Origin of the sequence: Pseudoclavibacter sp. AY1F1, assembly GCF_002931075.1 — a bacterium.
Classification (GTDB): domain Bacteria; phylum Actinomycetota; class Actinomycetes; order Actinomycetales; family Microbacteriaceae; genus Pseudoclavibacter.
Genome location: NZ_PSTQ01000005.1, coordinates 22,820 through 45,692 on the forward strand (window position 1 = coordinate 22,820; position 22,873 = coordinate 45,692).

The window sequence follows — 22,873 nt, forward strand, 5'->3', positions numbered from 1 at the left end:
ACCGACAAACCACGCCCCAGCACCCGCACGCGAACAAAAGTCCAGATCAAACGGCGTGTCACTGTGTTAGTGCGTCTCGGCTTGCTGCCGTACCGGTGCCTAGGTCGAGCAGGTGCTCGTGCCCCGGCTACGATGCATGGCGTGGCAGCAGTCGGAGCACGGGGGCAATACGCGAAGGGTGTCGAGCGGAAGCGCCAGATCTTGGCGCAGGCCTACGAGACGCTCCGTGTGACTGGCGCGAGTGGCGCCTCGTTGCGCGCGATCGGTGAATCCATCGGCGTCTCGCACGGCATGCTTACCCACTACTTCGGCTCGCGTGAGGGGCTCCTCGTGGCGGTGATCCGCGAGCACGACCGCGTCAACGACGAGCGGATGCCCGCCGGCGTCTCCCTGGTGCAGCGGATGCGTCTCAGTGCTGAGTTCAACGTGCAGTTCCCTGGCATGGTCTCCCTCTTCACGGAGATGCTCGCGAAGTCTGTCGAGGTGGGGGATGGGCCAGCTCGCGACTTCTTCACCGCTCGGTTCGCCCGCGCGAGGGTCGAATTGGCTGCCGAGCTCGGCGGGCAGCTCGCGGCACTCCCCGAGGATCGCCGTGCCGACGCCGCAATGCTCGTCGACCTCATCATGGCCGCGTCGGATGGGCTCCAAGTGCGCTGGCTTCTCGACCCAAGTGTCGACGTCGCAGCGACCCTCGCTTTGCTGCAGCACCTTGGCCACAACGGGTGAGTCGCCTCCACAAACTTGAAAGTCGCCAACTGGCAATTTTCTAGTAGCCTCTCCAGTGAGAGCGAACCGCGACGTGGCGGGAGCCCACCGACACAGGAGTCACCGTGCCAACTACTCGACGAGACGCACCTTCGACCCGCCAGGGAGCGCAGCGCCCGGCGACCTCGCTGCAGCTCTACAGCATCAACTCGCACCTCGAGGCTGATCTCGACGGCACACTCGCGCGACTCAGCGAGATCGGCTTGCGCAACGTGGAGGCGTTCGCCTTCGTCGAGCGGGCCGACGAGCTCGCCGCGGCGTTCGCGAGGCACGGCATCTCCGCTCCTACGGGGCACGCCATGCTCGTCGCGAAGGAGGTCACCCGCGAGGGCGTGACGACGCAGGTGCCGAGCCACGCGTCCACCTTCGAGGCGGCCAAGAAGCTCGGGATCGAGTACGTCATCGACCCGGCAGTCTTCGACTGGTCCACGCGCGAGGCGGTCGAGGCGACGGCGGAGGCGCTCAACGACGCGGCGAGGGCAGCTTCCGAGCACGGCCTCCGCGTCGGCTACCACAACCACGCATGGGAGCTCAGCAATACGATCGACGGCGTCCCGGCCCTCGAGTTCTTCGCCGGGCTCCTCGACGACGAGGTGGTGCTCGAGATCGACGTGTACTGGGCGCATATCGGCGGCGTGGATGCTCCGGCCCTCCTGAGTCGCCTCGGCGACCGGGTCAAGGCCTTGCACATCAAGGATGGCCCGCAGGTCGAGAACCCGTTCCTGACGGAGACACCCTTCGACCCGTCTGGACTCGGCCAGGTTCCGGCAGGGCAAGGCGTCATCCCGCTCGGCGCCGCGCTCGATGCCGCACCTTCCGCCGAGTTCGCCGTCATCGAGTTCGATCACTTCGACGGCGACATCTTCGCCGCGATCGCCGCCAGCTTCGACTACCTGGAGAACCGCGCATGAGCAGCACGCAGGCAGAAGCGGCAGCGCGCGAGAGCGCCAGGCGTGGCCCGGTCGGCATCGGCATCATCGGCACCGGCATGATCAGCAACGCGTACCTTGACAACCTGACACGCTTCCCTGACGTCAGGGTCGTCGCGCTCGGTGATCTGAACGAGGCGCTCGCCGCCGAGAAGGCGGGCGCCTACGGGGTGCCGTTCTCTGGCTCGCCCGCCTCGGTGCTCGCGAACGATGAGGTCGAGATCGTCATCAACCTCACCATTCCGGTCGCCCACGTGCCGGTGGCGCTCGACGCCATCGCGGCGGGGAAGCACGTGTGGATTGAGAAGCCCATCGGCATCAACCGCGAGGAGGCGCAGGCACTCCTCGCAGCCGCGGATGCGGCTGGGTTGCGTGTGGGCGTCGCTCCGGACACGGTACTGAACCCGGGCATCCAGACTGCCCTCCGGCACCTCGCGGCTGGCGTCGTCGGCACCCCGATCACGGCCCGCACGATGATGCGCTATTCCGGTCCCGACCTCTTCCACCCGAACCCGGCGTTCCTCTTCGCGCGAGGCGGGGGCCCGCTGCTCGACATGGGCCCGTACTACGTGACGACCCTTGTGAGCGCTTTCGGCCCGGTCTCCAAGGTGTACGCCACTGGCTCGACGGCGAAGCCGAACCGCACCGTGAAGCTCGGCCCGAACGCCGGACAGGCGTTCCCAGTCGACGTGCTGACCCACGTGGATGCGCTGGTCACGTTCGAAAGCGGAGCGAACGCGCAGGTTACCTTCAGCAACGACTCCCCACTCGCCGAGATGGGCACCGTAGAGATCATCGGCGCGGACGGCATGCTGCTGACGCCCGACCCGAACCACGCCGACGGTGCCACGCGGGTCGCGAGGCATCCGCAGGAATACTCGGAGAAGCTCGAGCCGAACTGGGAGGACTACCCGGAAGAGGGAACGGTCACGGGCCGGGGGTACGGCGCGCTCGACATGGCGCGCGGCATCCGCGAGGGCCTTCCGCACGTCGCCACGGGCGAGCTCGCCCTGCACGTGCTCGACATCATGCTCGCCATCGAGGAGTCGGCGGCCGCTGGCGAGGTCGTCGCCATTCAGAGCACGGTCGACCCGGTCCCGCTGGTCGACCACAAGCGCGACCCGTTCGCGGCGACGCTCGGCGCCTAGCGCCGGGGTCCCGACCGCCTATCGCTCAGCGCCGGGTTCCCAACGCCGCTCGCGCAGCGCACAGCCGCACGGCCGCCCGCCGCATGGCCGCCCGCCGCACAGCCGCCCAGCGATCACGGGACCAGCGGATGCGCGAGCACACGCTCGAGTGCCGCACGGGACCCCGTGAGTCGCGCATCCACCGTGGTGAGGTCGCGTCGCTTCCAGAGGAGAAGCAGCGCGTCCTCCGCGGTGAGTTCGAGGGTCGCGTCGGCGGGCCTGGAGGCGTCGGCCCTCGGCTCGCCGACCGGGCCGAGCCGCACGATCAGTCCTGGCTTGCCGCCCTCCGCGCCGCTGGCATCGCTCAGCCGCAGGTCGACCACCGCGCTGAGCGAAGGCGTCCGGCCGAGCGCGACCTGCCTCGGGTACATGTCCTGCGCGACTTCGGCGACGCCGGCCGCAGCGATCCGCGACGGGAGGGTCGCGCCGAGCCCGAGGGCTTCGGTCGCATCCCAGAGGTGCAGAGTCGTCTCGAGCGCCTGCCGCTTCGCTTCGCCCACGTGGATGCGCGTGCCGGCGGGTAGAGGGCCCAGCACGCAGCGTCTGCCGGCAGCTCGCGCAGCGTCCCCACGAGCTCCGCCGCGCCCTCTCGGAACCAGGCGACGAACGCATCCCGGTCGCCAAGCGGCGCATCCGGTGCCTGCCTGTCGACCTGCTCCCCGCCGCCGAGCAACTGGGCGCGCGCCCAGCGGTGCACCCCGCCGAGGTGCGCGGCGAGGTCCGCGAGCGACCAGCCGGGGCACGAGGGCACAGGCATCGCGAGGTCTGCCGTCTCGAGCAGCAGGCCGAAGCTGGCTGCCGCTTTCTCAGTCGCGTCGATGAAGTCTGCGTGGCGCATGGTCAGATCCTAAAGATGAGGGCCAGATGGGGCGCCGAAGTCGGCCTGTCACCGACGGCGGATGCGCCCGTACAGCTTCACGAGGTTCGGCACGACGAGGTACACGGCGAGCGGCACGACAACGAGTGTCACGACGCAGGCCCGCGCGATGGGGTGCCAGGTGCCCACGAGCGGTTCGGCGATCATCGAGGTGATCGCGACGAGGGGGAAGATCGCGAGCCACGTCAGCACGGCCCGAATGTGGATCGACGGCGGAGCGGCCGGAGGCCCCGCGGGCTGCCCACCCTGGCTGATCGTGTCGCCCGTGGGAGTGCCGCTGCCGGTCATGCTGGTGTCTCGTGACTCATGAAAGCTGATGGTAGTTCCCGGATGCGGCGATGTCTGGCCGCGCTGGCGTCCAGACGTTAGGAGGGGGCTCACGAGCGTTAGGCAGGACCCCGTCGCGAACCGCGAGCCGAGTTGCGATGGTTGAAAGCCAGGGCCGACCGGCCCGCAACAAGGAGGTTGCCGATGTCAGAACTCGCCCCGCTCGAGAGCCTGCTTCCCGCCGCCCCGCTGCCGTACCTGCTCTGTGACGGTGAGGGCGACAAGCTGGTGCTCTTCGACCAGCTCTTCACCCTGCTGACGACGTCGCCGCAGACTGCGGGCCAGTTCGACGCGTTCATCACGGAGGGTCGCCCCGGGCGTCCCGTCCCGCCGCACTTCCACGCGGAGACGCACGAGACGTTCTTCGTGCTCGAGGGCGCGATTCGCCTGTGGATCGACGACCGGCAGGGCAACCGCGAGACGCGCATCCTCGAGGCCGGTGGCTTCGGGTTCGTGCCCAAGGACACGATCCACTCGTACCGCATCGAGCGGACGGGCAAGATCTTCGGCGTCACCAGCGCGGGCTTCACCGACTTCTTCCGGGCCGTCGCCAGGCCGACCGCGAAGCCTGGGATCCCCGAGGAGTCGGAGTTCCACATTCCCGCCCCCGAGGTATTCGGCGCCGAGGGAGCGAAGCACGACGTGCACTTCGTGCAGGGATACGAGCTGTTCGATTGAGCCCCGCACCGCGCGCCGATTCCCCGGCGGGCCCGCCGCGCCGCGTCGAACGGGACCTCGTCTTCTCGGAACCGCCCGGGTTCCGACCCCTCACGCTCGACCTGCACCTGCCGGTGGGTGAGCATCCGCCCGTCGTCCTGTTCATCCACGGCGGCGGATGGTTCCGCGGCAGCAGGCGCATGTTCTGCCCTGGTCGCTCGGATGCGGAGACCTTCGGGCGCCTCGCCCGAGAAGGCTGGGCTGTTGCCGCGATCGACTACCGCCTGAGCGGCGAGGCCACGTTCCCGGCGCCGCTCGCCGACGTCGAGGCTGCCATCACCTGGGTGGTTGGCGATGGCGCGGAGACGTTCGGGCTGGACGCCTCACGCCTCGCCCTGTGGGGTGAATCTGCCGGAGGTCACCTTGCAGCGCTCGCGGCCGCAGCTCCCGGAACTCCGGCTCGGGCGGTTGTCGACTGGTACGGCCCAAGCGACCTTGCCGCGATCCCGAAGCATGCACCGCAGCCCGGCACGCCGGCGACGCCGAGTCGGGAGGAGATGCTGATCGGCGGGTTCCTCGCCGAGCATCCCGAGCTGACGAGGGCCGCGAGCCCCGTGCACGCCGTGCACGCTGGGGTTCCTCCGGTCCTGCTGGCGCATGGCACCGCCGACAGCATGGTGCCGCCCCAGCAGAGCGTGCTGCTGCGGGATGCGCTCGAAACGGCCGGCGCGCACGTCGAGCTGCAGCTCGTGCCCGGCGCCGACCACATGTGGCGCGGGCTCGACGACTTCGAGACCGTCCTGGCGCCTGCTCTGCGGTTCCTCGACGAGCACGTACGGTCCGCCGGAGACGCCCTGACGCCCCCTGCGCCCGCCGTCACGGATGCCCCAGACACGACAAGGTCGGCGTCGGTCTCGACACGACCTAGTCTCTGAACATGGATATCCCGGTTCACGCCGTGCAGTACTTCTGCGTGCTCGCGGAGGAGCTGCACTTCGGACGCGCAGCAGAGCGCATCAGCATCGCGACGCCGTCGCTGAGCCAGCAGATCGGCCGCCTCGAACGGCAGCTGGGCGTGAAGCTCTTCGACCGCGAATCGCGCCCGCTGACCTTGACGCCGTTCGGCGCCGAGCTCCTGCCGCTCGCGCGGAGACTCCGTGACGACCATCGGGAGATTCTCGAGTGGGCCAAGCTGCTCGCGAGCGAGCGTGCGGTGCCGCAGCTGCGCCTCGGGGTTGTGGCCTCCGCTACTGGTTCGCTGGCGGCATCGGCGATCGGCTCGATGCTGCAGCGAGTGCCGGAAGCGCGCCTCGAGATGCGCCGCACCGGCTTCTTCGACGTCGTCGACGACCTGGTCGGCGACCGGGTCGACGTCGTCCTGGCCCCGTCGCCAGTGTCCGCCTCCGACGAGGTCGCCTGCGAGCCGCTCTGGTCGGAGGGGCGGATGCTCGTGGTCTCCGCCCACCACCGCCTGGCCGGCCGATCATCGGTCTCGATCCTGGACACCAACGACGAAGTGTTCGTGGCGGCCTCTGCTGGACCGCAGGAGATTCTCGACTGGTGGGTCGTGAACCCGCGACCGGACGGGCGGCGGATCGTGCCTGGCGCATCCGCTGACAGCATGGAGGGCCTGCTCGAGCTCGTGGCCGCCGGGGTCGGCGTGAACATCGCAGGGAGCGCGGCCGCCCACCAGTACCAGCGCGACGATGTCGTCTTCGTGCCGATCGACGACATCGAGCCGGTCACGGTCATGATGTGCACTTTGCGGTCGAGCGAGAACCCGCTCGTGCCGGTGTTCCGCGACCTCATGCGGGGCCAGATCCCGAGCTGACCGGGCCCCCACTTTCACTCCAGGACGCCGCAGGCCTCCCCGCCGCGCCCGGCGCCTACTCGTCAGCCGTCTCCTGCTTGCCGCGCATGACGAGCAGCGGGTCGGGCTTTGTGACGACGTCGTGGTCCTTGCCCTCGTAGTCGAACTGGCCGAGCCAGAAGCGCATCGCGTTGAGGCGCGCACGCTTTTTGTCGTTGGAGCGGATGATTGTCCACGGTGCGTGCTTCTTGTCGGTCAGGCGGAACGTCTCTTCCTTCGCCGCCGTGTAGTCGTCCCAGCGGTCGAGGGAGGCGAGGTCCATGGGGGAGAGCTTCCAGCGGCGCACCGGGTCGAGCTGGCGTATCGCGAAGCGCGTGCGCTGCTCGGTGCGGGAGACGGAGAACCAGAACTTCGTGACGTGGATGCCGGAGTCGACGAGCATCTTCTCGAACGCGGGCGCCTGCTGCATGAACTGCGCGTGCTCGGCGTCGGTCGCGAAGCCCATGACCCGTTCGACGCCGGAACGGTTGTACCAGGACCGGTCGAACATGACGAGCTCCCCGTCGGTGGGGAGGTGCTGGATGTACCGCTGGAAGAACCACTGCCCGCGCTCGCGGTCGCTTGGCTTCGCGAGGGCCACGACGCGCGCCTTGCGCGGGTTGAGGTGCTCCGTGAAGCGCTTGATGGTGCCGCCCTTGCCGGCCGCGTCGCGCCCCTCGAAGAGGATCACGGCACGCTGGTTCGTGTCTTCCATCCAGTACTGGCATTTGAGCAGCTCCACCTGGAGCCGGTACTTCTCGCCCTCGTACTCGTCACGGCTGAGACGCTCCTCGTAGGGGTAGCCCTCCTGCCAGGTGTAGACGGGGTTGCCCTGCGGGTCGATGAGGTCCGGGTCGTTGGTGTGGCCGTCGCGCACCGAGTAGCCGAGCGTGCGCAGGTGCTCGATGTACTCGCGCAGGTCCTGGGGTTGGTCGATAGCCATGCGTTCCTCCGGGGGTCAGGTGCGCGGCTCGTCAGCGGATGCGCGAAGCCGTTGTGCTCGCATGCTCGCGCATCCAGGCGAACGGTTCGTGTACGGCCGGCCCGGACCCGGCTGGCCCAGATCTGCTGGGCGGCGAAGGTCGGCCCTAGTCGAGGGTGCCGCCGCCGACCTTCACATCCGTCTCATTCGAGAGCGCGGCTTCCACAACGGCGGTGAGCGCGGTTGTGAGCCGCTCCAGCGCCAACGACGGCGAGTCGGTGCCAGGCGCTTCCTCGTGGGAGTGCGGGATGTGGACGAAGCCGCCGCGGGTACCTGGGCGCTGGCGGAGCTCGTGCATGAGCAGGTAGAACACATGGTTGCAGGTGTAGGTGCCCGCGGTCTGCGAGACGACCGCCTGGATACCCTTCGCACGGATGGCCGCAACCGCGCCCTTGATGGGGAGGGTGCTGAAGTAGCCTGCTGGACCGCCGTCGACGACGGGCTCGTCGATGGGCTGGTAACCGCTGTTGTCGGGGATGCGGGCGTCGTCGACGTTGATCGCGATCCGCTCCACCCTGATCGACTCGGTTCCCGCGGCGAGGCCAACGGAGATCACGATGTCGGGATTCACCTCGGCGAGTGCTGCCCGGAGTGCACCGTCGACGCTCGCGAAGTCGACGGGCAGCTGTCGGACCTCGAGGCGCGCGTCGCCAGCCCAGCTGTCGCGCACCAACTGCACCGCCGTCCACGACGGGTTGCTCGCGTGACCGCCGAAGGGTTCGAAGCCGGTGAGGAGAACCGTGGGCACGCGAGGCTCCGGGTGAGACACGCGAGGCTCCGGGTGAGAGGAGGAAGAGGTGCAGCTCGATTCGACGACCCGCGTCCCGGAGCCGTCGGCAAGGAGCGCCTGATCATCGGCGAGGGGAACCAGCGGATACTGGCCACCGAAGCTGTCCAGCGTCGCGCTGATCAGCTTGGGAGGGTACGGCGGCAGCTTCCCGTCAGCGTGCGGGATCACCGTCTGCTCTACCAGCGCGAGACCAGCGAAGCTGGTGAGCGCAGGGCCATCTGCGATGTCATCCAGGAGGGACGCCGGGGTGATGTCCGGTCCCGCGACGATCGATCCGGCGCTGGAGCCGATGTACGGCAGCCCGGCCCGAACATGCCTGATCAGTGGCGCGTCGCAGCCGGATATCCGAAGCGCCTCGAGCAGCGCGAACGTACTGCCGCTGGCGACGTACACCGCGTCCAGGTCTGCCAGCATTCGATCGAAGTCGTCGGCGGCCATGTCGCGCACCGTGATCGCGATGCGCTCGTGACCGAGCGCGTCCACTGCGTCGCGTTCGGCCCGCACGAACGGCGCTTCTGCGAACGCGACCTGGGCGTCGTCGATGTAGCCGATGCGGAGGCGGGAAGCGGCGGAACCCGTTGATTCGGCCAGGAAGGGCGCCAGCGCGCCTGTGCATCGAGAGAGCAGGAGAATCTTCACGCCGGGCACCGTAGCAGCCGCTGCCGACATCCGGGCATGAGCATCCGAGCGGTCGTGCCAGCCACGGATCAGCCAGGTTCTGGTGCGATCGCGGACATCCACGGCCCGGCGAGTTCGTGGCCGAGCTCGACGGCTCCATCGGTAGAGTCGCGGTTTCGACGTTGGTCCGGCGACAGGAGAACCGTGCCCAGACTCATCGGCTACGCCCGAGTCTCGACGAGACTCGAGAGCTCGGACCGACAGGAAGCCGAGCTTCGAGCCGCCGGTGTGGCCGCAGAAGATCTCTACCTGGACCGGCCCGAGAGCGGCGGGAACGCATTCCTCCCCGCGCTCGAGGCGGCCCTGCAAGCACTCGAGGCCGGCGACACGTTCGTCGTGCCGGCCCTCGACAGGCAGGCGCGCTCGACGGGCGAGCTGCTGACGCTGGCCGCTGAGCTTCGCGCTGAAGGCATCGCACTTCGCGTTCTGGACCTCGACGGACGTGACGTGGACACGTCGTCGCCGACGGGGGCGATGCTGTTCAACGTGATGGCCGCGCTCGCCAAGACGAAGGCGGAGCTCAAGCGCGAACGAGTCCTCGACGCATTGAGCAAGCGACGAGCGTCGGAGTTCGACCTCGACGAGCGCCCCCGCAGGACCCCTGACAGCATGACCGGGGCTGGCGGGCACGAGCTGCCCGAGGTGGCCGGAGGCACGCATCCACCTGCCCTGCACGGGCTGACGATGCCGATCAGGCGACTCTGACCTCGCAGACGGTGGCGCCGAGGTCCGAAGATTGCCGCGAACTCTTCTAGCCGGATCCTGCAATACCTATTGTGAGCACTGACAGCCAGATCATCGAGAGATCGCGGGCAGACCCGGCGGCCTTCGCGGAGCTGTACGACCGGCATCACCGCCTCGTGCACCGCTACGCGGCTCGGAGGACGAACCAGGAGATCGCCGACGACCTGCTGTCCGAGACGTTCCTCGTCGCCTTCGAGCAGCGGGGCCGCTTCGATCCGACCAAGGGAGAACCGCAGGCGTGGCTGCTTGGCATCGCGACAACGCTCCTGAAGAAGCACAGGAGAGTGGAGGAACGCGAATGGCGCAACTTCACGGCCGCTGACGCCGCATCGAGCATCGAAGACCACGACTTCACGCGAGATGCCGAATCGCGGCTTGACGCCTACGCCCAGGTGCGCAGGCTCCGGACTGCCGTCAACGCCCTCGCGAAAGGGGACCGGGACGCTCTGCTCCTGTACGCCTGGGGCGATCTCGACTACGAAGGCGTTGCCGCGGCGCTCGGCATTCCAATCGGAACCGTGCGTTCCCGACTCAACAGGGCCAGAAGGAAGCTGCAACGGGCGAAAACGAGACTCGAGCCGCAGCCGCACCCAGAACGACCGCAGAACATCACAGGATTGGAGACCGACGATGGACGAGATCGAGCTTCTGCGTCGCGTGCGCAGAGATCAGCCTGAGCCGAGCCAGGCGGCGGTCGATGCAGGCAGGGACGCGCTCCTGAAGCGCGCCGCACAGGCTAAGACCGAGCAGTCGCCCATCGCCAGCAGGGGACGCAGCGCTCGAGTCGGTCTCCGTTGGGGACTTGGCACATTCGCGATATCGGGCGCGGCCGCCGCAGCCTTGGTGCTCGCCGCGGCATTCCAGACCGGGCCGCCCGTGCCCGTCGTCGGATCGTCGTCGTCCCCCGTGTCCTCGCCACTGCTGGATCTGAGCGGCCCTGAGCTCCTCGAGACGGCCGCCGAGAACATCCGTGCGGCGGGCGACGAGCAGCTGCTCCCGGGTCAGTACCTCAGGGTCGACAGCCGGGAGATCGAGAGCCACCACGTCTCCGGTGACCCGCAATCACCGTCCTGGACGTTCGACTACCTGCGGACGCTCTACATTCCGGCCGACAGAGCAGACGAGTGGGTCGCCACGCGGTCCGAGGAGAGCGTTGAAACCTACACCGAGGCCGGTGCGAACGAGCTCAAGGAAGTCCGCGACGCGATCGAGGAGCAAGGCGGACAGCTTCCTTCGGTTCCCCAGTATGAGCGCGCTGAACGGGGTGACTTTTTCGGTGACGTCGGCAACGGATACGAGTTGCTGGACTTCGATTGGGCGGACGAGCCTGGGGAGGTACTCGACCAGCTCTATGAGATCGACAAGCACAACGTGGAGCCCGAAGCACAGGCGTTCTCGAGGGTAAGCGGGCTCGTGGAGCCGGGCTACCTCACCGCTGAAGACCGGGCGCTACTGCTGGAAGCCGCCGCCATCCTTCCGGCCGTCGACGCTGCCGTCAAACCCGTCGAGATCCACGGAAGATTGGGCATTGCCGTGACCCTTCAGGATGGTGGTGTCGAGCGACAGATCATCTTCGACCCCCACACCGCGCTCCCCATCGGCCGCCAAGTGATCTCCGACACGAGCAGCAGCTTCGGCTGGGGCATCAACGCCACGACCTACACCTACGAGGTCGTCTCGGAGGCCCCTCGGGAATAGGGCGCACGCGGGCCGGACTGCTGGTGCACCGCCGAGACCTTGCCGAAGCGTGGCCGAGGCGCCGCGAGGCGCTGTCGACGGCCTCCGGCTTCGTGGGACGTGACGTTCAGTCCGCCCGCTTATCCTCCCGTCAACGACACGGAAGAGGAGACCATGCCGAAGAAGCGCATCACGCTGCCGAAGGATTTCAGAAGGGGCGAGACCTTTGCGCCTGCTGAGCTGGAGGAGATCTTCGCGAAGGTCGAGACAACCGCCCTCGGTCGCGACTTCAACAAGGAGTCCGCGCTCATGAGCGACCGGCTCGATGCCGTCGGCATCCGCTGGCTACTCGAACGCGGGGCCGACGGGAACGCAACGGACCGCTTCGGCAATACCGCGCTCACACACCACTCGAAGTGGGAGGCGAAGCTCGACCTCGTGGCCATCCTCCTCGAGCATGGCGCCGACCCCAACATCAGCGGCCACTCCTCTCCGCTTGCCTCAGCCGCCGAGTACATGAACGTCGACGGCATGCGACTGCTCCTCGAGGCAGGAGCCGACCCCCTCCTCAACTTCGGGCGACACGGGGGCAACGCGCTCGACCGCGCCATGACGAGGATGAAGCACTACCAGGCGCCGCAAGCGCTCGAGGTGGCGCGCATCCTCGTTGACCGGGGTGTCACGGTCTCCGGAGACACTCCGAAGTACCTGCGGCAGACCATGTCGCAGCTGCAGGGCTTCATCGCGAAGGGCAACGGCTCAGAAGCGAACCTCGCAACGCTCATGGAACTGTTCGAGCTGCTCGGCGTGGAACCGACGGTGCCGCCAAGGGTTCTCGAGCCAGGCGAGCCCATCACGGTCACGACCGAAGGGTGGAAAGCGCAGTACAGCGAGCTGTGGAAGATGCTGGTGCCAGGGGGCGGTGCCGCCGAGAGTGTGCAGGGCGAGGTCGTGCGCATCGCCGGTCGCGTCGGCAACGAGATCCTCGGCAATGGCGGCGGCAACTGGGACAAGGATTTCGACAAGATGCTGCAGGCGTACCGCGCACACGTGCGCACGGGGGCGCCGCTCGAAGACACGGAACTGGCGAGCGTCGACAAGGCGGCCGCGCGTCTCGCCGGCGGGGCCTTCGACGAGCCGGCCATCGACACGCTCACCGAGCTCGCGGTGACGTGGGTTCTCCGCAACCCAGACCGGGTCGAGCTGCCGAAGCCGACGTATCGGCGGTAGTCACTCCTCCCGCATGGCCACAGCGAAGGGTCTCGGCGCCCGGTGCCTCGGCTGCGCGGGGGCGGGGCCTGGGTCTGGCAGCGGGGGAGTGGATGCGGTCACCGCGTCCCCCGCCCGCAGCTCCAGCTCCTCGTCGAAGTGGCGGATAAGGAGCGGCTCGCCGGCGCTCAGCCTGTAGACGGCGGAGTCCGGACGGATCTCGACGCGCAGCGTGCGCCCCTGCACGCGCATCCCGAAGCGGATGCGCGTTAGTTGGTCAGGCAGGCGCGGCGCGAACCGCAGCCCCCTGTCGCTTTCCCGCAGGCCGCCGAGTCCAGCCGTCACGGCTGTCCAGATGCCTGCGAGCGACGCCATGTGCAGCCCCTGCGAGGTGTTGTCGCGGAGGTCGTCGAGGTCGAGGGTCGCAGCCTCGGCCAGGTAGTCGGCCGCGAGCTGCAGGTGTCCGACCTCGGCTGCGAGGATCGACTGCACAGAGGCGGACAGTGATGAGTCGCGCACCGTCAGCGACTCCGAGTACTCGAAGGCGCGCTGCTTCTCCTCGAAGCTGAATGCCTCGTGCGCGAAGTAGAGGGCGAGCACCAGGTCGGCCTGCTTGATCACCTGCTTGCGGTACAGGTGGAAGTACGGGAAGTGCTCCTGCAGGGGGTACTGGGATGCGGAGGTGGCGGCGAAGTCCCAGACCGCGAGGTCCGTCGATCCGGCCGCGTGGGCGTGCATGCCGCGGTGCTCGTCGTAGGGCACGACGACGGCGTCGGCGGCGTGCGTCCATCGCTGGATCTCGTTGTCGTCGACACCGAGCGCGGCCGCCTCGGCATGGTGTCGTTCCGCGACGGACGCCGCGGCGCGCAAGTTCAGCCTTGCCATGAGGTTCGTGTACGTGTTGTCGTCGACAAGCGCGGAGTACTCGTCCGGTCCGGTGACGCCGTCGAAGTGCAGCCCCCCGTCGGGGTCCCAGCGTCCGAGCGAGCACCAGAGTCTGGCGGTCTCGACGAGCACGTCGACGGCGACCTCCCGCTCGAAGCGCTCATCGCCAGTCGTGCGTATGTGGTGCACCATGGCCGCCGCGATGTCCGCGTTGACGTGGAATGCGGCCGTGCTCGCCGGCCAGTAGCCGGAGCTCTCCCGGCCGTCGATCGTGCGCCACGCGAACGCGGCCCCCTCGAGCTTCAGGAGCTTCGCGCGCTCGCGGGCGTACTGGAGGGTCGAGTGGCGCCAGCGGAGCGCCTGCTCAGCTGCGGCCGGCACCGTCGAGGTCAGGAGCGGCAGCACGTAGCTCTCGAAGTCCCAGAACGTGTGCCCCAGGTAGCCTGCGCCGGTGAGGCCCTTGCCCGGAACGGAACGCGCTTCGAGCCGAGCGGCGGACTGGTACACGTGGAAGAGCGCGAAGCGGGTCGCCTGCTGCAGTCGCGGCGATCCATTGATCTCCACGTCCGCGCACGCCCAGAACTCGTCGAGGTTCGAGCGCTGGTCGGCGAGCACGCGCTCCCACCCGTCTCGTCTCGCGTCGTCGACGGCCCCCTCCGCCCGGTCGCGCAGGGCCTCCGGCGAGAGCGTCGACGAGAACTCGTGGCCCACGTACTTCGTGATCTCGAGGGTCTCCCCGGCGGCCAGCTCCGCGCTCACGGTCGTGCGGGCCAGGTCGCGGGATGTCTCGGTCTCGACGCTCGGCGGCGAAGCGCAGGTGCCCGCCACCACGTTGTCCATGGCGACGGCGATGCTGATGCCACTCCTCAGGGTGCGGTGCACGAGAGTGGCCGCGCTTGCCAGTGAGAAGTGCCCGAGGCCCTCGAACGGTTCGTCGAGCTGGTCGTTGACCCGCTGGTCTGGGTGAACCTCTGGCATGTCCTCGTTGGCGACGATCTCGGACTGCACGCTCACGTGCACTCCTTCGCCGAGCCCCTCGACCTCGTAGCGCACGGCTGCGATGGATCGGTGCGTGAGCGAGACGAGGCGGATGGTGGTGACCCGCACGGTGTGTCCCGCCGGCGACGTCCATTCGAGGTCGCGCCGCAGCGTGCCGGCGCGGAAGTCGAGGCGTTGCTCGTGGCGCACGACCCTGCCCTGGCGGAGATCCAGCGGCTCGTCGCCGACGAGCAGGCGCAGCACCTGGCCGTTCTGCACGTTCACGACGCTCTGCCCCGTGTCCGGATACCCGTAGCCGTCCTCGGCGTACGGCATCGGGTGGTCCTCGAAGACACCGTTCAGATACGTGCCGAGCACCTCGTGCGGGTCGCCCTCGTCGAAGTTCGCCCTCCAACCGATGTGGCCGTTGGAGAGCGCGAACACCGACTCGAGATGCGCGAGCTGGGGTGCGTCGAGGTCGAGTCCGGTGAAGCCGAGGCTCCACGGTGCGACGTCGAAGGGGATCGCGCCGGTCACGCGCGCGTCTCGCGGTCGGAGATGCCCGGGGTGTCGTTCGACATGAGGAGAGGGTACCGACGTCCACTTGGACATCTCATGGTGGTGAACGCGCAGCGGCGCAGCCGCGTCAGGTCCGGCCGCCCCCTCGGAGAGACGCCAGCGTCTGCGCCTCGTCCGGGATGCTGGCGACCGGAACCAGCACCACGTCTTGCATCTTCCAGTCGAGTCGCGCGAGATCCCGTTCGACGTCCTGCAGTGCGTCCACGGTCGGAGGACGTCGGTCGATGGGCACGACGAACGCCTCCACGTGGAACACCTGGCCCTGGTCGCGCATACGAACGCCGACCTCGTCGACCCAGCTCTGGGCGTGGAGGTGCAGGATCACGCGCTCCATGAGCGGATGCGGTTCCTGATCGTCGTGGGTGCGCGCCTGCTCGTCGATGAGGCCGCGCACCGAGGAACGCGTGTTCTTGATCCCGTCCCAGACGATCCCGACGGAGATGAAGAGCGCCGCGACGCCATCGAGCCACCAAAACCCCACGCCAATGCCGAGGACGCCCAGGATCGAGGCGGCGTTCGTCTGCCAGTCCGCTTTGGCCATGTCGGCGTCGGCGGCGAGGAGCTTGTTGTGGAGCTTGGGGGCGAGCCTGGACTTCGCTCGGCCGTAGACAAGCGGTCCGACGACGATGACCGCCATGACGGCGATCATCAGCCACCCCTGCCAGATGGTGGTCCCGAAGAGTTGAACGCTGCCGATGGTGGGGTGCTCGGCGTTCACCAGCCCAAGGAGGGACTCCACCGCGAGGTGACCACCGACGGCGAGGAGGGCGACACCGGCGACGAGATGCCCGACGCCCATCACCCGATGCAGCCCGAACGGGAACATGCGGGTGGGCGCGCGCCGGATGAAGATGAGCGCGACGAGGAACGCGAACTGGGGGATGACGGAGAGCATGTCCTCGATCCAGGCCGTCTTCATCGCCTGCGAGTTGCCCACGACGAACGCGACGATCGTGATGGTGCAGGCAGTGAAGCCGATGGTCGCCCACTCCCAGCGAACCGCGGCCCTCAGCGCCTCCCGTTGCTCCTGTGGCAGGTCCGTGCGGCTGGTGCTCCCCACCGGAATCTCCTCGCCGTCACGCGCGCCCCATTGGTCGACTCCAATTCAGTGTCACGAATGCGCCCACGGGTCGCGAGACCTTGACGTGGGCCGCTGACGGTGCAAGGGCGGGAGAAAGCTGGGAGGTCAAGCGGTTGTCGGCGCATCCGGCTCGAAATTAGCGTCCCGGGTATGAGCCTCTACGAGAAGAAGAACCCCCTCGACCTCTACCCGAAGCCGCCGTTCCCCGAGCAGGAGCAGCAGCTCCCTGGCCTGGCGCGGAAGATGACCCCGAGACCGGACCACGGCGAGGAGAGCTATGTCGGCCTCGGCCGCCTGAAGGGGTTCCGCGGCATCGTCACGGGTGGTGACTCGGGGATCGGTCGCGCGGCGGCGATCGCCCTGAGTCGAGAAGGGGCAGACCTCGCCCTGAATTACCTCCCGAGCGAGCAGGCGGATGCGGAGGAAGTGCGCGACCTGCTCGTCGGTGAGGGGCGGAAGGTCGTGCTCCTGCCAGGCGACATCAGCGACGAGGAGTTCTGCCGTGACCTCGTCGAACGCGCCGTCGCGGAGCTCGGCGGACTCGACACGCTTGTGATGGTCGCAGGCCACCAGGAGAGCAACGGCGATATCACCACCATGACCACCGAGAGCATCGACCAGACGATGAAGACCAACGTCTACTCGCTGTTCTGGCTGACGCAGGCGGCGCTCCCGCATCTCGAACCTGGCTCGTCGATCGTCACGACCGGCTCCATCCAGGGCGCAGAGCCGTCGCCTGACAAGCTCGACTACGCACTCACCAAGGGGGCGATCGGCGTCTTCACCGCCGGTCTGGCGCAGCAGCTCGCGCCGAAGGGCATCCGAGTCAACTCGATCGCGCCTGGTCCGATCTGGACGCCACTGCAGCCGGCCTCATCTGACGGCGAGACCGTGGCGCACTTCGGCGAGCAGGCCCCGTACGGGCGGCCTGGACAGCCCGCCGAGCTGGGCGCAGCGTACGTGCACCTGGTCAGCCCGGAGTCGAGCTACACGAGCGGGGCGACGATCACGATCGCCGGAGGCACGCCCGCGTTCTAGGTGTACTGCTCAGGGACGCGGAGCGATGAACGGGAAGGCGAGGCGATGGGTCAGCGCACGAAGACCGGCATGTCGGGGCCCTTGGTGGTGTTCTCCAGCGAGTCGAAGCCTGTCTGCGTGCCGCACGGCACGAGCAGCGTCGAGACCGATTGAACGCTGAGCGCATCCAGCACAAGTCCTGCGGGTTCCCGGTGACGGTCCGTATTCTTGGGCGCATCCCTCAGACTGACAGGAGTACACCATGGGCACGCTCGTATACGACGGCACGTCGATCCACTTCGACGACCGTCTCCTGACGCACCTGCAGATCGTGATCGTGCAGAAGCTGAGCCGCAACGAGTCGTTCCTGATGTCCTGGAAGGACTCACCGTCGGTCGGAGACGGGCGCTCGGCGATCTGGATGACCCCGAGCACGTCAATGCAGTTCAAGTTCCTGGGCGGCAAGGTGCCGGAGATCAACCGCGACTGGCTCAAGCGGCTCGGCGAGTCTGCCGAGAGCAGCACTGGGCTTCTCGTGACGGATGAAGAGGGCAAGCTCGCGCTCGTCGGCACCGACGCGCCGTATCCGGGCACCCTGCGCTGAACGCCGGGAGCTGACTCCCGATCAGTACTGATCGAAGTCGATGAACACGACATCTCCCGAGTCGGTACCGTCGCGCTCTTGGGCCCCGCCAGGGCGGCCGACTTGGCCTGCATCCTCGCGGACCTCGAGGATGTCGATGCGAACTGGCGTGGCAGGTGTGATGAGCACTTCGGGGCTGTCCGGGCGGCTGCCGACTGTGACGAGGTTGCCACCCGCCCGGACGGCGTCTCGGATATCCCCGTGCAGGCGGGAGATGGCCTCGGCGTCATGGAGCACGAATCGATCCTGGTTGACGGTGAGCGCTATCGACATGGGTGACCTCGCTTCGGCCCCCGCCGACGGGGGCGTTGCCTGGTTCTTCGGAGCCAGCGCCGGATCGGATGGGATCGCAGGCGGCTCGACACGCTGAGACATCCAGCGGCTGGCCCGACGTCCGCTCAGTGCACGGGACAGCGGGACGAGGCCGTTTCCGACCGTGTTCGGCTCGCGGAGGCAGCTGGGCGGATGAGCCCTCCGGAAGACGGCTTCGTGGGCAACCGCCTCCGGTTCACCTCCAGGCCAATGCCGGAGATGTCCAGGCGGAGGTCGCTCAGGGCCGCGATGGCGGTCGCGAGTCCTGCGATGGCAAGCTTCTCGCCCGGGCACCGGTGCCCGTCCGCGACGTCGGCCCCGCCGTGCGGGATGAACTCCTCGAGGGCCTCGTAGTCGTCGACGCCGAGGAACCGCTGCGGCAGGAAGGAGCCAGCTTCATCCCAAGAGCTGTCGTCCGTGTTCGTGCCGAGGATGTCCAGGAGTAGCCGCCCCCCGGCCGGAACGCGCGCGCCGTCGAACTCGATGTCGTGGCGCGCCCAGCCGGGCAGCGTTGGCACGAAGGGAGCGGTGCGCCGAACCTCCTGCGCGAACGCGGTGGCGAGCGGGCCGCCGTGCAGGGTGCCGCGGGCGGCTGCTTCTTCACCGATGCGTCGTTGCCAGTCGGGTCGCTCGTGCAGCTCTTTGGCGGCGAAGGCCACGAATCGGGCGACGGCGATCATGGGGCGGATGCTGTTCTGCAGCTCGATCCCCGCCAGTTGCGGCGACAGCAGCTCGCCGCGCTCGTCGACGTGCCAGGCCCATTCGTGCAATGCGGTCCCGGCACGGGCAGGGATCGTTCCAGCACGTGCCGCCTCGACGAGGCGTGCAGCGTGCCGGTCCGACCACATCCGATTGCCGAACGCGAGCAGGAACTCGGGAGAGTATGGGACACCGAATCCGTCGACGATCTGGGCGAGACGCACCGCCCACCGCGATTTCGCGGCCGCCGTGCCTGGCAATCCCGCCCAGGTCATCGATGCCCGACCGAACGCGGCCACCGCGGCGTCGTAGGCCGAAGCGCCGTTGCCGCCGACCCAGGCCTCCACCTGCGCTCGCCACTCGCGCTCGAGGTGGGGGACCAGCTCCTCGACGCGGTCGTCGTCGTAGGCCACGCGCAGGAACGACGCCTTCCGATGCCGGTGCTCGGGGCCGTCGAGGCTGTGCACGGAACCGTGGCCGAAGAGCGACTCCTGCACGAACGCGGGCATCGCCCCGTGGCGCGCGATGCTGTCCTCGTCATAGAAGAGACGAACGGCGTCGCTGCCGCGCACCAGCATGGCTTTCCGGCCGAGGAGTCGCAGCGGCACCGCCCTCGCCTGCGCGCGAGCCCTGCTCCAGATGTGTGACCCGAAGCCGTAGCCCCTCGTCATCAATGACAGGGTGTCATCGTCTAGGACAGCCTGCCAGCCCGGGGAACTGGAGTCTCCGGTGGTGTGGTCTCTCGCGGCGCGGTCTTCGGTGGCCAGTGCGGTTGAGTCGGACATTCGTCCAGAGTGGCAAACCGCTCCGGCAGATCGCTGGGGAGGAACTCCGCGTCACGTGAATGCTCCCTCGGTCAGTACTCGTCGAAGTCGAGGAAGGTTACCTCGTCGACCTCGTCCCGCTCGTCGCGCGGTTCGTCGTCGGATGACGTGATCGGCAGAATGTCGATGCGCACGTTGCTCGCCGGGGTGACGAGCACCTCGGGGCCGTCTGCGGCGTCGCCAATGACGAGCATGCGCCCACCAGAACGGGCCGCGTCCTCGATCTCAGCGCGCACACGGGTGATCGCATCCGGATCTCGCAGCACGAACTGCTCACGATTGACGGTGACAAGAATGGACATGGCTGACCCCGGTTCAGCCTCCCGGCGGAGGCCTCTCGTTTCTCGACGCCAAGGTCCGAATTCAACGGATGGCGGCGACCGTGCGGCCCCGGTGGAAAGCTCGGGGCGCGTCGGCGAGGTCTGGGCCAACAGGAAAAGACTACGCCCGGGAACGTGTGACCGCTAGGGGCGGATGAGTCAGATGCTGAGCGTACGTGCCACGAGCTGCGCGGCCACCTGAGAGAGCGAAAGCCGATTCGCCCGCGCGTACCCGCGAATGACATCGAACGCCAGCTCCGGCGTGATGGAGTGGCGGTAGGCGACGACGCCCTTGGCCTGTTCGATGACGACGCGGCTCCTGAGGGCGCTCTGCAGCTGCTGGCGCACGGCGTCGGCGTGCCGGATCGTGCGCTCCTGGATGATGCCGATCGTCGCGACGTCCGCGAGGGCACGAGCCGCGACAGTCTCTGGCTGGGGAAACTCGCCGGGCGTCGCGCGGAGCAGGTTGAGGGTGCCGATCGTGGTGTCCCGCAGTTTCAGGGGCACGGCCTGTACGGCGAGGTACCCGTGCTCGAGCGCGCTCTCCTTGAACATGAGCCACGAGTCAGGGGCCTCGCGGATATCCTCGACGGCGACGATGCTCCCTTCGGTGAAGCTCTGGATGCAGGGGCCCGCGTCCGCTGAGATCTGCATCGTCTCGACGACGCTCGCCGCCTCGCTCGTGGAGACCACCAGCTCGAGGTCGCCGTGCTCGTCGGCGAGCAGGATGCCAGCGGCCGTCACCTCAAGAAGCGACTGGCAACGGTCGACGAGCGTCTGCAGCAGGTCCACGACGTCGTAACCCGCGACGAGCGTGTCGGCAAGCACCGCGAAGGTCTCGAGCAGCTGCGTGTCCCGACCATCCCGAATCATCGCCGCTCCTCGATCCCGGACGGCCCCGAGTGGAACGCCAGGCGCCCGGCGAGGATCTCCTCGGCGACCTTCATCATGGGCTGGCCGGTCGCGAAGGCGTGCCCCTGGATGACGAGCGTCGCCTCGTCCGCGGTCGTCTCGAGCTGCGCGAGCACCATCCCGGTCGCCTGATGGATCTTGCGACGGGAGTGCTTACTCTCTGGCCGCGGTTCGTCATGGGATGCGGCGAGCGCCAGGCGGAGCACGTTGCGCGCGACGAGGGTGGCGAGGCGACTCGCCTGTTTCGTCTGCAGCGGCTCGAAGTTCGTCGGGGCGGCGGCGTAGAGGTCTATGGCCCCGACCTGCAGCGGGCCAACCAGCATCGGGAACGCGAAGAGAGCGCCCACCTGGTCGCGGGGGATGGCTGCACCGAACACCGGCCAGCGGGTCTCTGGCAGCTCGTGGAGATTCGGGGCGAGCACGGGGCGCCCGGTTGCGAGCGTGTCCCAGCAGGGTCCTTCGCCGAGGTCGAACTGCAGCTCATCCAATCGCGCGGCGATCTCGTTCGATGCCGAGACTGTCTGGTTGCCGAGTAACTCGCCGATCGTGGAGACGGCTGCTCCCGAGACGGGGAACAGGTCGACAAGGGAATCCGCCACAGCTTCCACGGAGTCGAGCGGCGCCTGCAGCGTCTGCACTGCGGCGTCGTAAGCGTCTCGTGCCATGTCGGTTCCGTTCTCAGTCCTCGAAAAGCTCGGAACAACTCTAGAGGGAGGGGTCAAGATTTCTCTCCGCGGCGTGTCGATTAGCACATGAAGTTGCGGTGAGCCAGACCCAGATTTCTGGCCGGCAAGCGCGTTCACTTGACGGTGACAGCTTTTCCCGGTGGAGGTGGACATGCCATTCCTGGTGACGGTAGACGACCGTGCGCACTACGTCGAAGATGACGCGATGCCGACCTTGCGGCACGTGATCGTGGATGCGGTTCGGCAGGGCGGCGACCTTGTCCGATTTCCGGCTCGTGGTCGCCTCGAGCGGTGGGAGCTCATCACCACCGCTTCGTCCGTGAGCATGCGCGAGGTGCCGGGTGCCACCGCTGAGGAGGATGACGGCGCACCGTTCGCGGATATCTCGTTCTACGACTTCGAGAGCTGACGCTCGTGCGATGGCCGCTGCTCGCGCTGCGATTCAGACGCCGAAGCGCTCTGCCGAGGCGCCGGCTGGTAGGGGACGGGTTCGTTGGACTGCGTGCACTCTGGGACCAGGTGCAGCCCCGCGGCTGAGTCGTTCGTCGCGATGATGGCCCGCACCCAGTGCTCGTTGAGGTTCGGTGCACGGCTTCCGCGGAATCGGAAGCGCAGATCGGTCTGCGGTGTGATCCAGATCGACTCTCGTCCGCCGCCGAGGTCCTTCGAGCGCGGGCAGGTGAAGGCCACGCTGCGCCCCGCGCGGAGCAGACTCAGGATGGCGACGCGCAGGTGCGCCAGTGGCCTGTCTTCGATCTCGATCGCGTGGGCGTCCGCCCCGTAGTAGAGATATCCCATCGCGGTCCCCCAATCGTCGTGGCCTTCTAGTAGCGTCCCGAGGCTCAGATGAAAATTCGAGGGGTAGAGATCTGTGACTGGTTGTGCTAATGGCGGATGTGGTGGGCAGTTCCAGGGTGGCTTGTGTCCTGCGAGGCCAGCGCGAGCTCACCGTCCTCACCGGTGACGATCAGACCGGTCGAACTGTCCGCTGAACGCCCCAGCGACGTGAGCCAGTCGCGGTTCACCGACGGCGCCTTGCTGCCGTAGAACTTGAAGGAGATCGGAACGTGCGGTGTGAGCCAGATCGCCGCCCTGCCATCACCTGCGCTTGCGGATTCCTTCCACGACATGAGAAACGCCTCGTGTCGACGGAACTTCTGGATGATCACGATCTGCAGGTGCTGGAGGAGTCGATCCTCGAACTCCAGACGCAAGGACGCGTAGGTGAGAGTTCCCATCGTGCTGCCTTTCTGGTCGGCGCGTGTG

General features: G+C 67.9%; 27 protein-coding genes and 1 pseudogene. 13 read left to right on the plus strand and 15 right to left on the minus strand.

Features of this window, described 5'->3' with window-relative positions:
• The first annotated feature begins 141 nt into the window (after positions 1 to 141).
• The 3 genes from C5B85_RS09600 (at position 142) to C5B85_RS09610 (ending at position 2,842) form a co-directional block, all read left to right on the plus strand.
• Positions 142 to 726: a TetR/AcrR family transcriptional regulator gene (locus tag C5B85_RS09600; protein ID WP_181064371.1), complete on the plus strand. Its 585-nt coding sequence runs from the start codon at positions 142 to 144 to the stop codon at positions 724 to 726.
• Between the two features lie 104 nt (positions 727 to 830).
• Positions 831 to 1,676: a sugar phosphate isomerase/epimerase gene (locus tag C5B85_RS09605; protein ID WP_104285817.1), complete on the plus strand. Its 846-nt coding sequence runs from the start codon at positions 831 to 833 to the stop codon at positions 1,674 to 1,676.
• Positions 1,673 to 2,842: a Gfo/Idh/MocA family protein gene (locus tag C5B85_RS09610; protein ID WP_104285818.1), complete on the plus strand. Its 1,170-nt coding sequence runs from the start codon at positions 1,673 to 1,675 to the stop codon at positions 2,840 to 2,842. The genes C5B85_RS09605 and C5B85_RS09610 overlap by 4 nt, the downstream gene beginning before the upstream one ends.
• A gap of 113 nt (positions 2,843 to 2,955) precedes the next feature.
• Here C5B85_RS09610 and C5B85_RS19555 read toward each other — a convergent pair whose 3' ends face one another.
• The 3 genes and pseudogenes from C5B85_RS19555 to C5B85_RS09625 all read right to left on the minus strand — a co-directional run bounded on the left by C5B85_RS19555 (position 2,956) and on the right by C5B85_RS09625 (position 4,046).
• Positions 2,956 to 3,417, minus strand: a complete 462-nt coding sequence (locus C5B85_RS19555; RefSeq protein ID WP_258070701.1) for a hypothetical protein — start codon at positions 3,415 to 3,417, stop codon at positions 2,956 to 2,958.
• Positions 3,418 to 3,434: 17 nt separating this feature from the next.
• Positions 3,435 to 3,719: pseudogene (locus tag C5B85_RS19785) on the minus strand (maleylpyruvate isomerase N-terminal domain-containing protein); the annotation flags it as partial.
• Between the two features lie 48 nt (positions 3,720 to 3,767).
• Positions 3,768 to 4,046, minus strand: a complete 279-nt coding sequence (locus C5B85_RS09625) for a hypothetical protein (RefSeq protein WP_104285821.1) — start codon at positions 4,044 to 4,046, stop codon at positions 3,768 to 3,770.
• 183 nt (positions 4,047 to 4,229) lie between these two features.
• On the opposite strand from C5B85_RS09625, the gene C5B85_RS09630 reads away from it, so the two are divergent.
• From C5B85_RS09630 to C5B85_RS09640, 3 genes are read left to right on the plus strand one after another with little or no spacing between them, the layout of a single operon-like run.
• Positions 4,230 to 4,763 (plus strand): quercetin 2,3-dioxygenase, encoded by a 534-nt coding sequence (locus C5B85_RS09630; RefSeq protein ID WP_104285822.1) that lies wholly within the window; start codon positions 4,230 to 4,232, stop codon positions 4,761 to 4,763.
• Entirely contained in the window at positions 4,760 to 5,677 is a 918-nt protein-coding gene (locus C5B85_RS09635; protein ID WP_104285823.1) for an alpha/beta hydrolase, read from the plus strand. Before C5B85_RS09630 ends, C5B85_RS09635 begins: the two co-directional genes overlap by 4 nt.
• Positions 5,678 to 5,679: 2 nt before the next feature.
• A complete protein-coding gene (locus C5B85_RS09640) occupies positions 5,680 to 6,573 on the plus strand; it encodes a LysR family transcriptional regulator (protein WP_104285824.1) in 894 nt (297 codons plus the stop codon).
• Positions 6,574 to 6,628: 55 nt separating this feature from the next.
• On the opposite strand, the gene ppk2 is transcribed toward C5B85_RS09640, so the two are convergent.
• Complete coding sequence (gene ppk2, locus C5B85_RS09645) at positions 6,629 to 7,534, minus strand: polyphosphate kinase 2 (RefSeq protein WP_104285825.1); 906 nt, start codon at positions 7,532 to 7,534, stop codon at positions 6,629 to 6,631.
• Between the two features lie 145 nt (positions 7,535 to 7,679).
• Positions 7,680 to 9,002, minus strand: a complete 1,323-nt coding sequence (gene pcp / locus C5B85_RS09650; RefSeq protein ID WP_181064372.1) for a pyroglutamyl-peptidase I — start codon at positions 9,000 to 9,002, stop codon at positions 7,680 to 7,682.
• Between the two features lie 183 nt (positions 9,003 to 9,185).
• Here pcp and C5B85_RS09655 point away from each other — a divergent pair, with 183 nt between their 5' ends.
• The 4 genes from C5B85_RS09655 (at position 9,186) to C5B85_RS09670 (ending at position 12,692) form a co-directional block, all read left to right on the plus strand.
• The gene (locus tag C5B85_RS09655) at positions 9,186 to 9,746 is read left to right on the plus strand and encodes a recombinase family protein (protein ID WP_181064373.1); all 561 of its coding nucleotides are present in this window, start codon (positions 9,186 to 9,188) and stop codon (positions 9,744 to 9,746) included.
• A 71-nt stretch (positions 9,747 to 9,817) separates the two neighbouring features.
• Complete coding sequence (locus C5B85_RS09660) at positions 9,818 to 10,462, plus strand: RNA polymerase sigma factor (RefSeq protein ID WP_219819395.1); 645 nt, start codon at positions 9,818 to 9,820, stop codon at positions 10,460 to 10,462.
• Entirely contained in the window at positions 10,416 to 11,483 is a 1,068-nt protein-coding gene (locus tag C5B85_RS09665) for a hypothetical protein (RefSeq protein ID WP_104285829.1), read from the plus strand. Before C5B85_RS09660 ends, C5B85_RS09665 begins: the two co-directional genes overlap by 47 nt.
• Positions 11,484 to 11,636: 153 nt before the next feature.
• Complete coding sequence (locus tag C5B85_RS09670; RefSeq protein ID WP_104285830.1) at positions 11,637 to 12,692, plus strand: ankyrin repeat domain-containing protein; 1,056 nt, start codon at positions 11,637 to 11,639, stop codon at positions 12,690 to 12,692.
• Here C5B85_RS09670 and C5B85_RS09675 read toward each other — a convergent pair whose 3' ends face one another.
• Together C5B85_RS09675 and C5B85_RS09680 are read right to left on the minus strand one after the other, a co-directional pair.
• Positions 12,693 to 15,071, minus strand: a complete 2,379-nt coding sequence (locus tag C5B85_RS09675; RefSeq protein ID WP_258070702.1) for a glycoside hydrolase family 65 protein — start codon at positions 15,069 to 15,071, stop codon at positions 12,693 to 12,695.
• Positions 15,072 to 15,180: 109 nt separating this feature from the next.
• Positions 15,181 to 16,173, minus strand: a complete 993-nt coding sequence (locus tag C5B85_RS09680; RefSeq protein WP_104285832.1) for a cation transporter — start codon at positions 16,171 to 16,173, stop codon at positions 15,181 to 15,183.
• 171 nt (positions 16,174 to 16,344) lie between these two features.
• Here C5B85_RS09680 and C5B85_RS09685 point away from each other — a divergent pair, with 171 nt between their 5' ends.
• Positions 16,345 to 17,232, plus strand: a complete 888-nt coding sequence (locus C5B85_RS09685) for an SDR family oxidoreductase (protein WP_104285833.1) — start codon at positions 16,345 to 16,347, stop codon at positions 17,230 to 17,232.
• 50 nt (positions 17,233 to 17,282) lie between these two features.
• Here C5B85_RS09685 and C5B85_RS19560 read toward each other — a convergent pair whose 3' ends face one another.
• On the minus strand, positions 17,283 to 17,405 hold the full coding sequence (locus tag C5B85_RS19560; protein WP_258070703.1) for a hypothetical protein: 123 nt from the start codon (positions 17,403 to 17,405) through the stop codon (positions 17,283 to 17,285).
• A 68-nt stretch (positions 17,406 to 17,473) separates the two neighbouring features.
• Here C5B85_RS19560 and C5B85_RS09690 point away from each other — a divergent pair, with 68 nt between their 5' ends.
• The gene (locus C5B85_RS09690) at positions 17,474 to 17,815 is read left to right on the plus strand and encodes an ATP-dependent DNA ligase (RefSeq protein ID WP_104285834.1); all 342 of its coding nucleotides are present in this window, start codon (positions 17,474 to 17,476) and stop codon (positions 17,813 to 17,815) included.
• A gap of 21 nt (positions 17,816 to 17,836) precedes the next feature.
• On the opposite strand, the gene C5B85_RS09695 is transcribed toward C5B85_RS09690, so the two are convergent.
• From C5B85_RS09695 to C5B85_RS09715, 5 genes are all read right to left on the minus strand, one after another.
• Positions 17,837 to 18,127, minus strand: a complete 291-nt coding sequence (locus C5B85_RS09695) for a hypothetical protein (RefSeq protein WP_104285835.1) — start codon at positions 18,125 to 18,127, stop codon at positions 17,837 to 17,839.
• A 125-nt stretch (positions 18,128 to 18,252) separates the two neighbouring features.
• A complete protein-coding gene (locus C5B85_RS09700; RefSeq protein WP_104285836.1) occupies positions 18,253 to 19,650 on the minus strand; it encodes a cytochrome P450 in 1,398 nt (465 codons plus the stop codon).
• Positions 19,651 to 19,721: 71 nt separating this feature from the next.
• A complete protein-coding gene (locus C5B85_RS09705; RefSeq protein WP_104285837.1) occupies positions 19,722 to 19,991 on the minus strand; it encodes a hypothetical protein in 270 nt (89 codons plus the stop codon).
• A gap of 177 nt (positions 19,992 to 20,168) precedes the next feature.
• On the minus strand, positions 20,169 to 20,882 hold the full coding sequence (locus tag C5B85_RS09710) for a GAF and ANTAR domain-containing protein (protein WP_258070704.1): 714 nt from the start codon (positions 20,880 to 20,882) through the stop codon (positions 20,169 to 20,171).
• Entirely contained in the window at positions 20,879 to 21,586 is a 708-nt protein-coding gene (locus C5B85_RS09715; RefSeq protein ID WP_181064374.1) for a GAF and ANTAR domain-containing protein, read from the minus strand. Before C5B85_RS09715 ends, C5B85_RS09710 begins: the two co-directional genes overlap by 4 nt.
• Positions 21,587 to 21,758: 172 nt before the next feature.
• On the opposite strand from C5B85_RS09715, the gene C5B85_RS09720 reads away from it, so the two are divergent.
• Positions 21,759 to 22,016, plus strand: coding sequence for a hypothetical protein (locus tag C5B85_RS09720; protein WP_104285839.1), 258 nt, complete (start codon positions 21,759 to 21,761; stop codon positions 22,014 to 22,016).
• On the opposite strand, the gene C5B85_RS09725 is transcribed toward C5B85_RS09720, so the two are convergent.
• Positions 21,998 to 22,405: an ATP-dependent DNA ligase gene (locus C5B85_RS09725; protein WP_104285840.1), complete on the minus strand. Its 408-nt coding sequence runs from the start codon at positions 22,403 to 22,405 to the stop codon at positions 21,998 to 22,000. The genes C5B85_RS09720 and C5B85_RS09725 overlap by 19 nt on opposite strands.
• An 86-nt stretch (positions 22,406 to 22,491) precedes the next feature.
• Positions 22,492 to 22,845, minus strand: coding sequence for an ATP-dependent DNA ligase (locus tag C5B85_RS09730; protein ID WP_104285841.1), 354 nt, complete (start codon positions 22,843 to 22,845; stop codon positions 22,492 to 22,494).
• Positions 22,846 to 22,873: the final 28 nt, after the last annotated feature.

Excerpts from the sequence above, each read along its gene's own strand:
- C5B85_RS09610 (WP_104285818.1), top strand. The coding sequence starts at position 1,673 with ATGAGCAGCACGCAGGCAGAAGCGGCAGCGCGCGAGAGCGCCAGGCGT.
- C5B85_RS09625 (WP_104285821.1), bottom strand. The coding sequence starts at position 4,046 with ATGACCGGCAGCGGCACTCCCACGGGCGACACGATCAGCCAGGGTGGG.
- C5B85_RS09630 (WP_104285822.1), top strand. The coding sequence starts at position 4,230 with ATGTCAGAACTCGCCCCGCTCGAGAGCCTGCTTCCCGCCGCCCCGCTG.
- C5B85_RS09640 (WP_104285824.1), top strand. The coding sequence starts at position 5,680 with ATGGATATCCCGGTTCACGCCGTGCAGTACTTCTGCGTGCTCGCGGAG.
- ppk2 (WP_104285825.1), bottom strand. The coding sequence starts at position 7,534 with ATGGCTATCGACCAACCCCAGGACCTGCGCGAGTACATCGAGCACCTG.
- C5B85_RS09665 (WP_104285829.1), top strand. The coding sequence starts at position 10,416 with ATGGACGAGATCGAGCTTCTGCGTCGCGTGCGCAGAGATCAGCCTGAG.
- C5B85_RS09670 (WP_104285830.1), top strand. The coding sequence starts at position 11,637 with ATGCCGAAGAAGCGCATCACGCTGCCGAAGGATTTCAGAAGGGGCGAG.
- C5B85_RS09685 (WP_104285833.1), top strand. The coding sequence starts at position 16,345 with ATGAGCCTCTACGAGAAGAAGAACCCCCTCGACCTCTACCCGAAGCCG.
- C5B85_RS09690 (WP_104285834.1), top strand. The coding sequence starts at position 17,474 with ATGGGCACGCTCGTATACGACGGCACGTCGATCCACTTCGACGACCGT.
- C5B85_RS09695 (WP_104285835.1), bottom strand. The coding sequence starts at position 18,127 with ATGTCGATAGCGCTCACCGTCAACCAGGATCGATTCGTGCTCCATGAC.
- C5B85_RS09700 (WP_104285836.1), bottom strand. The coding sequence starts at position 19,650 with ATGTCCGACTCAACCGCACTGGCCACCGAAGACCGCGCCGCGAGAGAC.
- C5B85_RS09705 (WP_104285837.1), bottom strand. The coding sequence starts at position 19,991 with ATGTCCATTCTTGTCACCGTCAATCGTGAGCAGTTCGTGCTGCGAGAT.
- C5B85_RS09710 (WP_258070704.1), bottom strand. The coding sequence starts at position 20,882 with ATGATTCGGGATGGTCGGGACACGCAGCTGCTCGAGACCTTCGCGGTG.
- C5B85_RS09715 (WP_181064374.1), bottom strand. The coding sequence starts at position 21,586 with ATGGCACGAGACGCTTACGACGCCGCAGTGCAGACGCTGCAGGCGCCG.
- C5B85_RS09720 (WP_104285839.1), top strand. The coding sequence starts at position 21,759 with ATGCCATTCCTGGTGACGGTAGACGACCGTGCGCACTACGTCGAAGAT.
- C5B85_RS09725 (WP_104285840.1), bottom strand. The coding sequence starts at position 22,405 with ATGGGATATCTCTACTACGGGGCGGACGCCCACGCGATCGAGATCGAA.
- C5B85_RS09730 (WP_104285841.1), bottom strand. The coding sequence starts at position 22,845 with ATGGGAACTCTCACCTACGCGTCCTTGCGTCTGGAGTTCGAGGATCGA.